This is a genomic window from Pseudomonas sp. NFACC13-1, from assembly GCF_900104425.1.
Taxonomy (GTDB): Bacteria; Pseudomonadota; Gammaproteobacteria; order Pseudomonadales; family Pseudomonadaceae; genus Aquipseudomonas; species Aquipseudomonas fluorescens_AA.
This window is the reverse complement of sequence record NZ_FMXV01000013.1, coordinates 133,088-148,101: the sequence shown is the minus strand read 5'-3', so window position 1 is coordinate 148,101 and position 15,014 is coordinate 133,088. Positions and strand designations below refer to the sequence as shown.

Here is a 15,014-nt window from a genome sequence, read left to right as displayed (position 1 = left end):
GAACGGATTCTCTGCACAGGTTCGCCGCCCCTGTTACGCACGGTCGTCATGGCTGATGGCCGGAACTGGTCGAAGCGAACCTGCTATCTTGAAGACAGACCTGAGTAGTTGCGATCCCATACGTATCCAGGTTTGTACAAGGAGTGATGAAGTTGGAAGCAGTGGAACTGCTCGCTATGGATGAATGGGCCACATCATCTCTGCGTGGCGAGTGTGATGTGATCATCGTCAATTACAACGCTGGCGAGCTTTTGCTGGCGTGTGTAGGGTCGGCGTTTGCCGCCGGCGCTTCCCGAGTGATCGTGGTGGATAACGACTCCCACGATGACAGCCTGACGCTACTGGAGCGAACCCACGCGGCCGGCGACTCGCTTCACATCGTACGCAATGCCGCCAACCTCGGCTTCGCCGTGGCGTGCAACCAAGGTGCCCGCCTGTCAGCGGCGCCCAACCTGTTTTTCCTGAACCCGGACAGCGAGCTTGACCCCAATGCCATAGGCCGCTTGTTGCTGGCACTGCGCAGCGCGCCGGACGTCGGCATGGTCGGAGGGTTCCTGTGCAACCCGGACGGCAGTGAACAAGCCGGTGGACGCAGGGTATTCCCCACGCCCAGGCGCGCCTTCATGCGGGCTTTCGGACTTTCGCGGCTCTCGGGACTTTTCCCATCGCTGTTGTCCGACTTTTTATTGCACAAGGAACCGCTACCCGGTACCCCCATTGTCGTTGAGGCCATCTCCGGGGCGTGCATGCTGGTCAAGCGCGAAGCGATCGAGAGTGTCGGGTTATGGGACGAAGACTATTTCCTTCATTGCGAGGACCTGGACTGGTGCATGCGTTTCCATCAGGCCGGCTGGCGCGTGCTGTTCGTACCAGATGCCCGGGTGATGCATGTATTCGGTGGTTGCAGCCGTCATCGTCCCTATTTCGTCGAATGGCACAAACACCTGGGATTCCTGCGTTTCTATCGCAAGTTCTTTCGCCGCAAGTACCCTACCGTCCTGTGGATCAGCGTGGTGATCGGGGTCTGGTTTCGATTCGGCCTGGTGATCCTTCGCCACGCCACCACCCGGTTCAGGAATGCATGGAACCTACGATGAGAACGCCCAATTGCGGATAGGAATATTGGGCGGCTCCAGCCTACTGGGCGAGCGCACCCTGCCATTGCTGGCACAAGCCGGCCACCTGACAAGCGCCTTCACTCGAAGCCTGCCCAAGGTGCCCTGCCCCGGTGTGACCTGGCGAAAGGCGGACGACTGGCACGGATTGGCGCTGGACACGTTCCTGTCATTCGCCCCCCTCTGGGTGCTGCCCGACTACCTGGAACGCCTTGCCAGCACTCACGTCAAACGCGTTGTCGTGCTCTCCTCCACGAGCCGCTTCGCCAAGCACGCATCGCCTGACGCTCGGGAGCGGGACGTGGCGCAACGCTTGAGACGTGCGGAAGAACAACTCGAGCAGTGGGCGATCGAACGACAAATCGAGTGGGTGATCCTGCGGCCGACCCTGATCTATGGCTTTGGCCGCGACAAGAACATTTCGCAAATCGCGCGTTTCATTCAGCGCTTCGGATTTTTCCCGCTGATCGGTGGCGGTACCGGGTTGCGTCAGCCAGTGCATGGGGATGACGTGATCCAGGCATGCCTGTCCGCCGTGAGCACACCTGGCCTGCCCAGTGGCGGCTACAACCTCTCGGGGGGAGAAGCCTTGCCTTATCACACGATGGTCAGGCGCATATTCCAGGCCATGGGACGCCCGGAGCGAACGCTGCCTCTCCCCGCCAAGGCACTCAGCGCGGGCGTTTCGATTTTGCGCTGCCTGCCACGTTACCGACATCTTTCAAGCGCGCTGGTGGGTCGGATGAACCAGGACCTGGTGTTCGACCATTCGCACGCCAGTGACTGGCTTGGTTTTGCTCCCCGGGCGTTTCATCTGAGGGGTGAAGATTTGCCTGGGCGCTGAAACAGCTTTGGCATTGTTGCGATGATGCTGGATGTGTCGGTGTCGACGCCATCGCGAGCAAGCTCGCTCCCACAGGGTTCTGCGGCGTGCATGCATGCATGTTGTGGCTGCCGATCCTCCCTGTGGGAGCGAGCTTGCTCGCGATGGCGGTGTTACCGTCAAGGTGATGGCCTTATCGCGACCCAGCCTTCTCCCCCGTCTCCCCGCCAGGCTCGTCACGATGAACGTGGGCCTGCCACGCCCCCCATTTGCTTTCGAAGTACGCCTGGTTTTTGTCCCAGAGAGCCTGATATTCGCCACTGGCGATGAGCTTCCTGAACGACGCCTGCCCATAATGATGGATAAACGCGTCTTCGGCGCAAACCGTCCGGTAGCCGGCCGCCTGCACCCGACGGCTGTAGTCGTCGTCCTCGAACATGCCGATACCGAAGGCTTCATCCAGATAACCCACCTCTTCGAGGATGCTCCGACGAAAGGCGACACAAAACATCGCCAGCATCGAGATATCGAACGCCTGCCCCTTGCGGGCTTCGGTGTAGCGGTCTGCAAACGCTTGCATCTGTTGAATGTCGGTGTAGGAAACCGCGATTTTCGCTTCGTTGCCTACCGCATTCGTGACCGGCCCGACCAGGCCGATACTCGGGTCTCTCAAATGCCTGACCAGCGGCTCCAGCCAGCCGCCCGGCACCACCGTGTCGTTGTTGAGCAGCAGCAACACGTCGCCGTCGGCTTCTCGCAAGCCCTGGTTGTTCGCGGCGGCAAAACCCCGGTTGTCGGGGTTGCGAATGATCTTCGCGGTCGGCACCTCTTGCCGCAGGCGCTCAAGATATTCACCCGTACCATCGTCCGAGCCATTGTCGACAACAATCAGTTGGTAATGGGGCCAAGTGGTATTACGCAGAACGCTGTTGACACATTGAATCGTCAGATTGAGGTTGTTGTACGTCACGAGCACGATGGAGACTTTCTCGTACAGCCCGACGATAGCAAGTTGCATGCTATCGAATCGATCCTTCCAGTCGTTCGCTCGGGCGAGCTCCACACGTCGCTTGTACAGGGCCAGGTCGCGCTCGGCCAAGGCACGCTCGATCTGCTCGATGAACTCATCGACCCCGGTGGCGAAGTACAACAGGTCCTTGTAAATATTCATCTCCGCCAGGGGCGTGGAGATCACCGGTTTGCCTGCGCTGATGTACTCGTAGAACTTCACCGGATCGACCGCATGCGTCACGTTGTAGAGCCTGAAGGGAATCAGGCAGGCATCGAAATGATCCAGGTAAAGCGGCATCTGCGAGTACAGCTTGTGGCCCAGCAACCGTACATTGGGCTTGTGCTCCAGGCCCGCCAGATCCTCGACGAAAATGTCCCCCACCAGGATGAAGTTCCACGTTGGCCGCCGGTCCGCCAACGCCGCCAGCAAGGGATAATCGAGCCATTGCGCCAGGGCGCCGTAGTAGCCGATCACCGGGCCGGCAAGCCCGCTCAGCACGTCGTTGGTAAAACAGTGCTGCCGGAAAAAAGCGAAATCCACCGCGTTTCGCACCAACACGCAGCGTGGGTTATGGGCGCACCACTTCTGGTAAAGCAACGCGGCGGAAACGGTTACCAGGTCCGCCTGGGCGACCAGGGTCTTTTCCTCGCTCAGCAGCTGTTCGCCAATGTTCGGAAAGCCATCCCAGTCATCCATGCAGTCATAGAGAATGCGCCAGCCATGCAGGGTGCGCAGGCTGAGTGCCACTGGGCTCCAGTAAGCGATATGCACCACCGAGAGGGCGGTTCTGATCTGCATGTCGGCGACCAATGCAGCCAGGGCACGCAGCAAAGCCTGATGATTTTCAGGCGTCACTATTTTTTCGTAATACGCCTCTTGCGCCTCGCGCTGCAGCACCACTTCAAAGACGTTGGGCGCCACCGATGTCAATCCATAGAGCCGTCCCTGTTCCGGCACACGGGCGGGGACGATATAGAACACCCGATAACCATTGCTCGCAAACTGGCTCATCAACTGCTGCGGTCGCTGGAAGCGTGCGGCCCAATCGATGTTGGCGAAGCAGAGAATATCCAGGCGTCCCTTCGTGGCGAAATCAGCGTCCACCTCAACGTTCGGCAACGGCTCCGGTGCTGCCGGGTAGACGATTGCAGCGGCCGTGTCGGGGAGTTCCTGGGCGGCGGCAAACCCATAACGCATCCATCGGAACAGCGAGCGCAGGGGGCGGGTGAAACGCCACGAACGGGTGTTTTGCAGGAAGTCGACTTTCGCCAAGGCAACATCGCGCTCGTTGATAGCCGCGTCTCTTTGGGCCAAGGCGGCGTCGCGGTCGATCAAGGCGCTGTCGAGCTTAAGCACGTGGGTACCCATGCAGCGGCGTGCTGTCACCTGGCGGCCACATGGAGCTGAGGGAACCGGGCCGATAGAACGTTGCCGTCAGGCTGCGGCGGGAAGATTGGCAGCCGCTCACCACGGGGGTGACGGCGTGCCAGGAGTTATCCGAGCGCACCAGGACCGCCGAATTGCCCACCAGTGGCTCGATCTCGGCCGCCACGGCGCTGGGATCGTTGCGGTGCAGGATGGTCAGGCAACCGCCGTCGTTGCGGTCCCAGGACTCATTGAAATACAGGATATGGGTGACCAGTTTATCCGGAAGGTCCGGATGGGCCCCCAGGCTCGCACCGGGGCCGTAATGAAAGACGTTGACCTCCATCGGCACGCTGCGCAGGTCGATCCCGGTCAGTTCCGACATGGCCTCTCGATAGCCGGCCGAACCGAGGTCCTGCGCCAGCCTCAACCATGCCTCGCTCAGTTCTTCAGGGAACGCGATCGTATGGGTGCCCATGCTCACCAGGGCACGCGCCTCATAGTCATAATTTTTCTCACCGCCGTAACCACTCACCGTCTTGAAATGATCGTGAGGAAACGACGCCGCCAACGCGGCGGCATCCTCGGGCGAATACAGACTGCCGATTTCAGCCCAGGTATAGGGATGGGCCTTTAGCGCCGCTGGCGTGAGACGAGAGAGATCTAGCATTGTCTGTTCTTGTTCGCTGTCAGGTTTCTGATGCCACGGGCAATGGAACGCAGTGGCGCGGTCATTCGGAATGAATTGGAGTTCTGCAACTCAAGCATCCTGGCGTCACTGAGGGCCAGTTGCTGGCTGAGCTGGACAATCCGTTGCTGCTGGGCAAGCTCCTGCGCTGCAAGGTTCTGTGCCGGTTCGATGATACCCGGCTCCGGCACGACGGGGCTTGCCGGACATTCAGCCGGCAATGGGTCGCGCCCCTGGGCTGCGGCTTCGAGCAGATTGGGCAGATGCTGTAGAAAAGCGCCCAAGACCGGCCGGGACGACGTTTTGCCCTGGCGAATGATCGCCGCGACCCGGTCCCAATGCTCGACCAACTGATCCGCCGCCACACGCGCCGCGGGCGATGGGCGGGTCTTGCCCACCCGCGCGAGAAACCATTGCGGATCGACCGTCGTTACGTCCGGCAATGCGTGGAGTGTGTCGAACCCAGCCAACGCCGTGTATTTGCCCGTGGTCAGGTCCGCCGAGCAGAACACCGGGACGCCAAACGCCAGGGCGGTGATTGCCAGGTGGTAACTATGGCCGATCACCGCTTGGGCCTGGCTGAGAATTTCCGCCATGAGCAACGGTTCCGGCCAGGACGACAAGGTGACGGCCCCAGGCAAGCGCCCGGCAATGACCGACGGATCGTCCCCCAGGACAGGGCCAATCGGCAGCACCAGGAACTGATAGCCCTTGAACGCTTCGGCGTAGTCTTCGAACAGTTTTACAAAGGACTCCACCACGTGAATGGCGTGAATCACGATGTAGGGGCCGGTGAGCCCGGCCTGCTCGCGCAGGCGAATGAACTCGGCCGAGGGTTGCTGTTCATCGATCAGGCGGGGCAAGCCAAACGCGGTATCGGGCAGCACTTCGATCTCGGCCTGTCGAGTCAGCGCAACGAGGGTATCGCGCGACAGTGCATCACGGACGCGCACGTACTGGCTTTGCTCAAGGGCCATCGTCAATAACGGCCTGGCCCAGTCGGGAATACCGTTGCAATGCATCCCGGGGGCATTCCACATGACCGGGACCGCGTGCTGCTGCGCGATGAGCGCAGGCGTCAGCCAATAACCGGTCGGGTGATGGATATCGGCGGTTGTCGGACCATAGCCGTGGGCAACCACTTTATCGAAGCGGATCAGGAAACCGCCGCCGATCAAGACCCCATCCAGGCTCGCCGCGACATGGGGCAGCTCTGTCAGCGACGTCACCGCGTAGGGCCATTGGGGTCGGCTTTTCCCGTGATAGGAAAACCGATGCAGATTGACTGACCCCAAGCGCCGGGTCAGTTCAGCCTCGGCGATGATCGGAAACAGCAGATCGCCATAGTTCTCTACGTCGAAGGTGCCGAATATAGCGACCTGCCACGTGCGCTCGACCGGGTGTTCCGTCAAGACCTTCGCCCCTTGAGTCCCGCTGGCCTTGGCAAGCGACTTGACCGGTCGAGCATCGATCCTCTGCAACCCCAGGTCAACCATGCCCAGAAAATCCTTGTGGTTCGGCAACATGTCGAACGCCAGGGGCGCGACCTGCTTCTCGATCAACTGCGAAGTGTCTTCCGTGGCGCCGTGCAACAGCTTGAGCGTGACATGGTAGCGCCCCTCGGCGAGGTGGGCCGGGAAGCGCACCGTGATCGCCGCGCGCCGCCAGCCATTTTCGACCGGGCCGGGTTGCAGTGCGAAGTTGCCTCCACCGATCACCAGCAGCCTGGCTTCCTGGATGGTGAAGCTGATATTGGGTTGAGTGATCGACTCATGCAGCAACGCCTCGACGCGAATCTCGATATCGTCGCCATACAGGTAGCTGGAGGAAAGCTGTTGGGTGTTGGTGAAGCAGGCGGCGCTGATGTGCCCCTCTTCGGTCCCGAAGGCCATCCCCTCCTGCCCGCCCATGAAGGACTTGCGCGTCACCGGTGTGACCCCGCCACTGGCCCAGCGTCGCTGCTCGTCACGCATGTCGAGCAAATGCAGCTCGGCCATTTCATCGGGCGAGCCGCTGGCCACGACCCGGCCTGCGCGCAGATAGATGACCCGGTGGCAAAAGCGCTTGACCATGCTCATGTCATGGGAGACGAACAGCAGCGTGGTGCCTTTGGCAGCCAGTTCTTCCAGCCGATTCAGGCATTTGAACTGAAAGGAGGCATCGCCGACGGAAAGCGCCTCATCGACGATCAGGATTTCAGGCTCGACACAGACCGAAACGGCGAAGGCCAGCCGTACCAGCATCCCGCTGGAATAAATCTTGGTAGGCTGGTCGATGAAGTCGCCGATATTGGCGAAGGCGATGATGTCATCGAAACGAACGTCGATTTCCGCACGGCTCAAGCCCAGCACCGCCGCATTCACATAGACGTTTTCCCGACCGGTGAACTCCGGATTGAAACCAGACCCCAGCTCGAGCAACGCCGCAATCCGGCCATGGCCCTGGACACTGCCGCGGGTCGGCATCAACGTTCCGCAGATCAGTTGCAACAAGGTGGATTTGCCACTGCCATTACGGCCGATGATACCGACGGTCTCCCCCCTTGCGATGGTCAGGCAAACATCGTCCAGGGCCCAGAACTCGCGATAGAAACGCTTCTTGCCGCGCACCAGCATCTGCAATAGACGGTCTTTGGGCGCATCGTAGATCTGATAACACTTGCTCAGGTTTTCGGCGCGGATGGCCACTTCAAACGACATCGACAAAACCCTTTCATGAATCACGGCCATTATTGCGGTGCCACTGAAATCCGTCCTTCGTTGGGCGCTGCGGATGAGTTAAGCACAGATGGGATAAAAAACTTCTAATCAATCTACACTGGGCCTACTCCATGAGCATGCAACTCGAGGAGCATCCGCTATTGCCTTGAGGATCAAGCACCGATGCAGTCGTTCAGCACGTCCCCTGTCGCCATGATCAAGAGTGTCCTGATCAATCGAATCCTGATCTACGTGTTGATCCGCAGAGAAGTCATCGGTCGCTACAAAGGCTCGATGCTCGGTATTCTATGGTCGTTCTTCACGCCGGTTTTCATGCTGGTGGTCTACACATTCGTGTTCAGTGTCGTTTTCAAGGCCCGCTGGTCTGGCGGCGGTGAATCCAAGAGCGAATTCGCCTTGGTGCTGTTCGCGGGCCTGCTGGTCTTCAACCTGTTTTCCGAATGCGTGAACCGTGCGCCGGGCCTGGTGCTGGCCAATACCAACTACGTCAAGAAAATCGTATTTCCACTGGAAACCCTGCCCCTGGTGTCGCTCGGCGCAGCGCTGTTCCACATGGCGGTCAGCGTCCTGGCCTGGCTGATGTTCTATATCGCCCTGTTCGGAACCCCACCGATCACTGCCCTGCTGCTGCCATTGGTGCTGTTTCCATTGGTGTTGCTGACGCTGGGCATCTCCTGGTTTCTCGCCTCGATAAGCGTCTACCTGCGCGATATCGGCCAGTTCATCGGCGTCATCATCACGGCGATGCTGTTTCTCTCGCCGATTTTCTATCCGCTCTCGACGCTTCCGCAAAGTTATCAGGCCGCCTTGCAGGCAAATCCCCTGACACTGCCGGTGGAAATGGTTCGCGATGTCCTGTTCTGGGGCCGGCCGCCGCACTGGGAGCACCTGGCGGCTTATTCGGCAGTTTCAGTGCTGATTGCCTGCGCCGGTTTCGCCTGGTTCCAGAGGACACGCAAAGGCTTCGCCGACGTCATATGACGTTTGTCGCGTGGCACCCCGTCCAGCAACCGCTATGCTGATTCATTGCACGGCTGGGGGCCTGGCTGATGATTGAAGCCAACATCGATCCTGAAAGACCGAGTGTGCGTTGTCGTATTGACCAAAGGACCCGAAAACCGCATGGACCAGATCAACCGTCTTGTTGATTGCATTGACCAACTGACCCGCTCGACACAATCCAAATCCATTGAGGCCTTGCAGTTGGTCAAGGAAATCGAAAATCGAGATCGGCTCATCAAACAACTGAACCTGGGATCACAAGCGCTTCGCACTCGCCTGTCTCTTCAAGAAGGCAAGGCCGGGCGTCTGCGCGAGCAACTGCGGCTGGCCGAGCAGCGCCTGAAAGACACCGAGGCCTTGCTCCAGACAAAAGAAAGCGAGGCGGTGGCGCTTTCCGATTGGGCGGTGGATTTGCGCGCCCAACTGGCGGCGAAACAGACTGAGCTGTTCAAGCTTTCGGACTGGGGCAACGCCATTGAACGCGCACCGCTGCGTTATTCGATACGCAAGCGGCTGTATCAGTTATCGCGCTGGGTCTACGCCCGGTTGCCACTTTCCGCACACCGCAAAAGCAAACTGGCGCGTCGGCTTAGAAGCTGGTTGAAACCGGGCAAGGCAACGCCAGGCGAATCAGCGGCACCCGCTGGCCTCGTCCCGCTGCAACCTCTGCCACCGCCCGTGAACCTTGCCGTGCCGTCGAGTGACGGGCAGCCCATGATCCTGATGTTCGGCGTGATTGACTGGCACTTCCGTATCCAGCGTCCACAAAATCTGGCCAAGGAGTTGGCCCGGGCCGGGCAAACGACCTTTTATGTCTCGAACCACTTTATCGACGATGATGCCCCCGGCTTCGAAGCAGAGCCTTTGGAAGGCTCCCAACGGCTGTTCCAGATCCGGTTCAAGGTACGCGGCGCACCGGCCATTTATCATGCCCCGCCGTCAGCGGCCGCGATCGGCCAGTTGTGCCAAGGCCTGGCCATGCTCCTGCAATCGGCGAACGTCGGTGCCGTGGATTGCATCGTCCAGCACGCCTACTGGTTCCCGCTGGCAAGGCGTGTCCCCAACGCCACGCTGGTCTATGACTGCATGGATCATCACGAAGGCTTCGGCAACGTTGCCCAGGAATTGCTCGACCTTGAAATCGCCTTGATGCGCAGGGCCGACCTGCTGGTGGCGACCTCCGACTGGATCGAACAGCACGGCAAGCGGGAAAATCGCAACGTTGAGGTGATCCGCAACGCCTGCGAGTTCGGTTTCTTCAGCCAACGTCCCGACAAGGTCTACCGGGACCCTGCCAACAGACAGATCATCGGCTACTACGGCGTCATTGCCGAATGGTTCGATCTGGATCTGGTCAAGCGCGTCGCCCAGTCGTTCCCGCAGCACCTGATCCTGTTGATCGGCAGCGATACCGTCCAGGCGAAAAAATACTTCAAGGCCTGCCCGAATGTGGTCCTGGAAGGCGAAGTGCCCTATGCCGCCCTGCCCTACTATCTCTACGCCATGGACGTTTGCCTGCTTCCGTTCAAGGTCATGCCGTTGACCCTCGCCACCAACCCGGTCAAGGTCTATGAATACCTGAGCGCGGGAAAACCGGTGGTGTCGGTGAAACTGCCGGAATTGAGCCAGTTCGGCGAGCTGGTCCGGGCGGTTGAAGAGCCGATCGGGTTCATCTCGGCCATACGCGATGTCCTGGACGCGTTGCCAGAGGCCAGCACTGCGCCAAAGGCACGTCAATCGTTCGCCCGGGGCCAGACCTGGCAGCACCGGGCCGCCAGCCTGCGCGAGGCCATCGCGACGTTGCCCCTGCCCAAGGTCAGCGTCGTGGTGTTGACCTATAACAACCTCGAACTGACCAAAGCCTGCCTCGACAGCCTGTTGACCCAGAGCCAGTACCCGAACCTTGAAATCATCGTCGTCGACAACCACTCCAGCGACCAGACCCCGGCCTACCTCAGCGCCTGGGCCGACGGCCATCCCGACCGGATCGTCATCCTCAACCCGGACAACAGGGGCTTCGCCGCCGGCAATAACCTGGGGCTCGCCGCCGCCAGTGGCGACTATCTGGTCATCCTGAACAACGATACGGTGGTCACCGCCGGTTGGATCAAAGGCCTGATCCGCCACCTGCAGGACCACAAGGAAATCGGCATCATCGGCCCGATCACCAACAACATCGGCAATGAGGCCAAAGTCGGCACCCGCTACGAGCGGTTGGAAGACATGCCCGCCGAAGCCGCGCAAATGACCCGGGCCCGCATGGGCGAGTGGTTCGAAATCAACACCCTGGCGTTTTTCTGCGTGATGTTCCCGCGCTCGACCTACGAGCAAATCGGTGGCCTGTGCGAAGAGTACGGCCTGGGGTTCTTCGAGGATGACGATTACTGCCGCCGCGTACAGCGGCGTGGCATGCGCGCAGCCTGTGCCGAAGACGTCTTCGTTCACCACCACCTGTCCGCCTCGTTCAATACCTTGGGTGCCCGGAAAAAACAGGCACTTTTCGAAAAGAACCGGGCGATCTACGAGAGCAAGTGGGGAGCCTGGGTTCCGCACACGTACCGAGACGTATAAGCAGCCCCTTTGCATGCGCAGTAGATGAATTTGTGGCGAGGGGATTTATCCCCGCTGGGCTGCGAAGCAGCCCTGAATCCAGCCACCGCAGCGTGCCAGGTTGGTTGCATTCAGCCTTTTTGGGGCTGCTTCGCAGCCCAAGCGGGGATAAATCCCCTCGCCACAATGAATCGAACAAGCATCCAGTGAACAGCGTTGTCCCTTTAGCCGAGACGATATTTTGCCCAGATTCAGCCTGAAGTACGCCGTGGTGTTGTTGGTTTTACTGGCGAGTGCGGTGGTCGGCGTATACGGTTTTTCGACGCTTGAACTGGCGTCCATGAACAGCGGCACCCGGACGATATTGCTGTCGATGGCAGCCCTGGCCGCCCTCACCGTCTTCACGCGCAAGCCACCGATCGTGCTTTGCCTGGGGTTGCTGGCGTGCCTGGCCATTGCCTGCGCGCAGATTTGGCCGGTGATAGTCGTAGCGGTGTTCGCGCTGTCTGCCACCGTGCTCGGCAGGTGGGTGCTCAGGCAAGCAGCCTCGGCCGACTGGAGCGTCCACCTGCTGGTGGGAGCCGGTGCGTTCGGTACGCTGACAGGCCTGGCGGCCTACTGGCCGATCAACTACCCCGGGCTGTATGGCGCGCTGCTGTTGTTGCCGCTGGCATTGGGTCACAGACACGTCACGTCGATAGGCCGTGAACTGCTGCGACACATCCACGCCACCCGATCAGCGCAAACACCGCTGCAAACGGCGCTCGACGTTCTGATCTGCAGCTTCGCCTGTCTTTACGTGTTGGTCGCCTTCATGCCAGAGGTCGGGCACGACGCATTGGCCATGCACCTCTTCGTCCCGTCACACCTGGCCCAGCGGCATCAATGGTCGTTCGATGCCAGCACGTATGTGTGGGCGGTCATGCCCATGCTGGCCGACTGGATCTATAGCATCGTCTACATGCTGGGCGGCGAAACGGCGGCGCGCCTGAGCAACAGCGCATTCACCCTGCTGCTGGCGTGGCAGATCCGCAACATGACCCTCTGGGCCGGAGGCTCTGCCACGAGTGCCCGTTGGGCAAGCCTGATCTTTGTGTCGACGCCCCTCGCCTTCGCTGAAAGCAGCAGCCTGCATATCGAGTCGGCGTGGACCGCCTTCATGATGGCCGGGACACTGGCGATCCTGAAAGTCTCACGTTCCACGCCGGATCCTACGGAGCGCCTGTCGCAACTGCTGCTGGCCGGCGTCCTGCTGGGCTTCGCCATGGCGACCAAGGCGGTGACCCTGAGCGTCCTGCCGGTGCTGTTGGTGATGCTGCTGGTGCAGTACAAGGCCTGGGCTGTCCCAGGCATCGTCAAGACGCTCCTGCTCGGCAGTGCCGGGCTGATACTGGCCGGTGCCACCCCTTACGTCTCTGCCGGGTACTTGACCGGTAATCCGGTGTTTCCGTTTTTCAATGCCATTTTCCATTCGCCACTGTGGCCGAACATCAATTTCGAACCGCCAGCCGCTTTCGGCACAGGGGTGACCTGGGACACCCTCTATCGAATGGTCTTCAAGTCGCCTCAGTTCATCGAGGGTCGCGTCGGCGCGGCAGGCTTCCAATGGCTGTTGCTGCCCACGGCCGCCGTCGCCGTGCTGTTGAGCGGCAACAAAAAAGCCCTGTGCATCCTCCTGGTCGGCGCCGGCGCGATGTTCATGACGTTCCACTCAACGGCCTACCTGCGTTATGTGTTCCCCTCCTTCGCGCTGTTCTCAGTGATCCTGGCCCTGCCCTTTTCCGACCCCAGGTTCTTCCCCCGCAGCCTCGCCATCGTCGCCGGGGCCGTGTTGATCCTGACCAATACCCGTTTCATCCAGGCTGCGACTTACTATGGCGACATCAAACCCTCTGCGCTGTTGAGCCAGGCCGGTCGGGACGCCTACCTGTTGGAACGCCTGCCCATCCGAAACATGGTCGACACCGTCAACGCCTTGAATAGCGGGAACCAGCCCGTGGCGGTCTTTGCATCGCCCTTGATGGCGGGTTTGCATGGCGATGCCCTTTATGCGTCGTGGTACAACCTGAAGTGGAAAAACGAATTCGACACGGCGACCTCGCCCTCGGAGCTTACCCAGCGCTTGCGCCGGCGCCAGGTGAACTGGCTGGTGATCGACCTCAAGTTCCTTCCCCAGGTGCAACTCGAACGGCTGCTCACGGTGTCCACGTCGTATGCCAGACTGGGTGACCTGGACCTGCGCAAACTCAATGTCACGCACGAAGAACACCTGCGCGACCCGCAGCTGTCCAGCCTGGAGGGCTGGAGCCTGACGTCACCCTCGACCTATGACGCGTCGCGCCAGATCCTGACCGTCAACGTCAAGACACCGGCCACACAGCGGGTCGAAGTGACGCCGGGGCTGACGTACATCAACAGCGTGTCCGCACGTTGCGCAACGACGGCCACCGCCGGAAGAATCCAGGCCAATTGGATGGACGACCAAGGCGACTTCATTACCACCAGCATCAAGACCTTTGACTGCACCACGCAATGGGAGACCCATGAGATGAGCGTCGTTGCCCCCGCGAATGCCACGTCCGTGATCATTTATGCGTCCGGGCACACCGACATCCCCCTGGAATTCAGGTCACTTTCATTCAGGCAATAGCGGGCGATATCGATGAACTCAAAAACAGCGCTTTTCACGGACGAACAACGCGTCGCCGTCGTCATCCCCAGCTATCGGGTCACCGCGCACATCGTCGGGGTCATCGAGGCCATAGGGCCGGAGGTCTGGCGCATCTACGTCATCGACGACGCCTGCCCGGACGGTTCCGGCGGGCATGTCCTGGCTTCCTGTAACGACCCCCGGGTCAAGGTGTTGCCCCATGAGGTCAACCAAGGCGTGGGCGGCGCGGTCATGACCGGCTACCGAGCAGCCCTCGCCGACGGTGCGAGTATCATCGTCAAAGTCGACGGGGACGGCCAGATGGACCCGACCCTGATCCCGCTGTTCATCGAACCGATCCTGGCCAGAGAAGCGGACTACACCAAGGGCAATCGGTTTTTCGACCTGGAAGAAGTCCAATCGATGCCGCGGCTGCGCCTGTTCGGCAACGCGGTACTGTCATTGATGGCCAAACTGTCGACCGGTTACTGGGATCTGTTCGACCCCACCAACGGCTACACGGCGATTCACCGTGACGTCGCCAGGTTGTTACCCCTGGACAAGGTCAGCCAGCGCTACTTTTTCGAGACCGACATCCTGTTCCGCCTGAACACCGTACGCGCCGTGGTGGTGGATATTCCGATGGAGGCCCGTTACGGCGACGAAGTCAGTCACCTCAAGATCTCGAAGATCATTGGCGAATTCCTGTTCAAGCACCTGCGCAATTTCACCAAGCGCGTGCTCTACAACTATTATCTTCGCGACATGTCCCTGGCTTCGATCGAACTGCCGATCGGGATTGTCATGTTCTTGTTCGGCGTCTTCTTCGGCAGTTATCGCTGGTATGAATCGGCGCAGAATGGCATCGCGACACCCGCCGGCACGGTGATGCTCAGTGCACTGCCCATGCTCATGGGTTTGCAGCTGATCATGGCGTTCCTCGGTTACGACATCGCCTCGGTGCCCAGCCGGCCACGGCAATCCAGGCGTGCTATAGCAACGTCATTGCGGGAAGAAAACTCATTAAAGCGCTGAGAGATTTTTTATCGGACCCGTCGCTCAAGGCATTGGATGTCGATGGCAGCGAAC

8 protein-coding genes and 2 pseudogenes are annotated in these 15,014 nt (G+C 60.2%); 6 read left to right on the top strand and 4 right to left on the bottom strand.

Annotated elements, in window-relative coordinates; genetic code table 11:
* Window positions 1-146: 146 nt before the first annotated feature.
* Both BLQ55_RS17475 and BLQ55_RS17470 read left to right on the top strand, forming a co-directional pair.
* The gene (locus BLQ55_RS17475) at window positions 147-1,097 is read left to right on the top strand and encodes a glycosyltransferase family 2 protein (protein WP_256326598.1); all 951 of its coding nucleotides are present in this window, start codon (window positions 147-149) and stop codon (window positions 1,095-1,097) included.
* Complete coding sequence (locus BLQ55_RS17470; protein WP_092255444.1) at window positions 1,078-1,959, top strand: NAD-dependent epimerase/dehydratase family protein; 882 nt, start codon at window positions 1,078-1,080, stop codon at window positions 1,957-1,959. Before BLQ55_RS17475 ends, BLQ55_RS17470 begins: the two co-directional genes overlap by 20 nt.
* A 172-nt stretch (window positions 1,960-2,131) precedes the next feature.
* Here BLQ55_RS17470 and BLQ55_RS17465 read toward each other — a convergent pair whose 3' ends face one another.
* The 4 genes and pseudogenes from BLQ55_RS17465 to BLQ55_RS32550 all read right to left on the bottom strand — a co-directional run.
* Window positions 2,132-4,306 carry a glycosyltransferase gene (locus tag BLQ55_RS17465; RefSeq protein WP_092255517.1) on the bottom strand — a complete coding sequence of 725 codons (2,175 nt, stop codon included), beginning with the start codon at window positions 4,304-4,306 and terminating at the stop codon, window positions 2,132-2,134.
* Window positions 4,299-4,985 carry a 2OG-Fe(II) oxygenase gene (locus tag BLQ55_RS17460; protein WP_170847567.1) on the bottom strand — a complete coding sequence of 229 codons (687 nt, stop codon included), beginning with the start codon at window positions 4,983-4,985 and terminating at the stop codon, window positions 4,299-4,301. The genes BLQ55_RS17465 and BLQ55_RS17460 overlap by 8 nt, the downstream gene beginning before the upstream one ends.
* Window positions 4,979-6,340 (bottom strand): annotated as a pseudogene (locus BLQ55_RS32555) (polysaccharide pyruvyl transferase family protein); the annotation flags it as partial. The pseudogene BLQ55_RS32555 and the gene BLQ55_RS17460, both read right to left, overlap by 7 nt.
* Before the next feature lie 108 nt (window positions 6,341-6,448).
* A pseudogene (locus BLQ55_RS32550) lies at window positions 6,449-7,702 on the bottom strand (ABC transporter ATP-binding protein); the annotation flags it as partial.
* A 183-nt stretch (window positions 7,703-7,885) separates the two neighbouring features.
* Between BLQ55_RS32550 and BLQ55_RS17450 the strand changes: the two are divergent.
* The 4 genes from BLQ55_RS17450 (at window position 7,886) to BLQ55_RS17435 (ending at window position 14,960) form a co-directional block, all read left to right on the top strand.
* Window positions 7,886-8,704 (top strand): ABC transporter permease, encoded by an 819-nt coding sequence (locus BLQ55_RS17450; protein WP_092198919.1) that lies wholly within the window; start codon window positions 7,886-7,888, stop codon window positions 8,702-8,704.
* Between the two features lie 141 nt (window positions 8,705-8,845).
* Entirely contained in the window at window positions 8,846-11,296 is a 2,451-nt protein-coding gene (locus tag BLQ55_RS17445; RefSeq protein ID WP_092255438.1) for a glycosyltransferase, read from the top strand.
* A gap of 220 nt (window positions 11,297-11,516) precedes the next feature.
* A complete protein-coding gene (locus BLQ55_RS17440; protein WP_256326597.1) occupies window positions 11,517-13,925 on the top strand; it encodes a phospholipid carrier-dependent glycosyltransferase in 2,409 nt (802 codons plus the stop codon).
* Window positions 13,926-13,937: 12 nt separating this feature from the next.
* Window positions 13,938-14,960, top strand: coding sequence for a glycosyltransferase family 2 protein (locus BLQ55_RS17435; protein ID WP_092255431.1), 1,023 nt, complete (start codon window positions 13,938-13,940; stop codon window positions 14,958-14,960).
* The last annotated feature ends 54 nt before the right edge of the window (window positions 14,961-15,014 follow it).

Bases quoted from the DNA above. Each gene is read 5' to 3' on its own strand.
- BLQ55_RS17475 (WP_256326598.1), top strand. From the start codon at position 147: ATGAAGTTGGAAGCAGTGGAACTGCTCGCTATGGATGAATGGGCCACA.
- BLQ55_RS17470 (WP_092255444.1), top strand. From the start codon at position 1,078: ATGCATGGAACCTACGATGAGAACGCCCAATTGCGGATAGGAATATTG.
- BLQ55_RS17460 (WP_170847567.1), bottom strand. From the start codon at position 4,985: ATGCTAGATCTCTCTCGTCTCACGCCAGCGGCGCTAAAGGCCCATCCC.
- BLQ55_RS17450 (WP_092198919.1), top strand. From the start codon at position 7,886: ATGCAGTCGTTCAGCACGTCCCCTGTCGCCATGATCAAGAGTGTCCTG.
- BLQ55_RS17445 (WP_092255438.1), top strand. From the start codon at position 8,846: ATGGACCAGATCAACCGTCTTGTTGATTGCATTGACCAACTGACCCGC.
- BLQ55_RS17435 (WP_092255431.1), top strand. From the start codon at position 13,938: ATGAACTCAAAAACAGCGCTTTTCACGGACGAACAACGCGTCGCCGTC.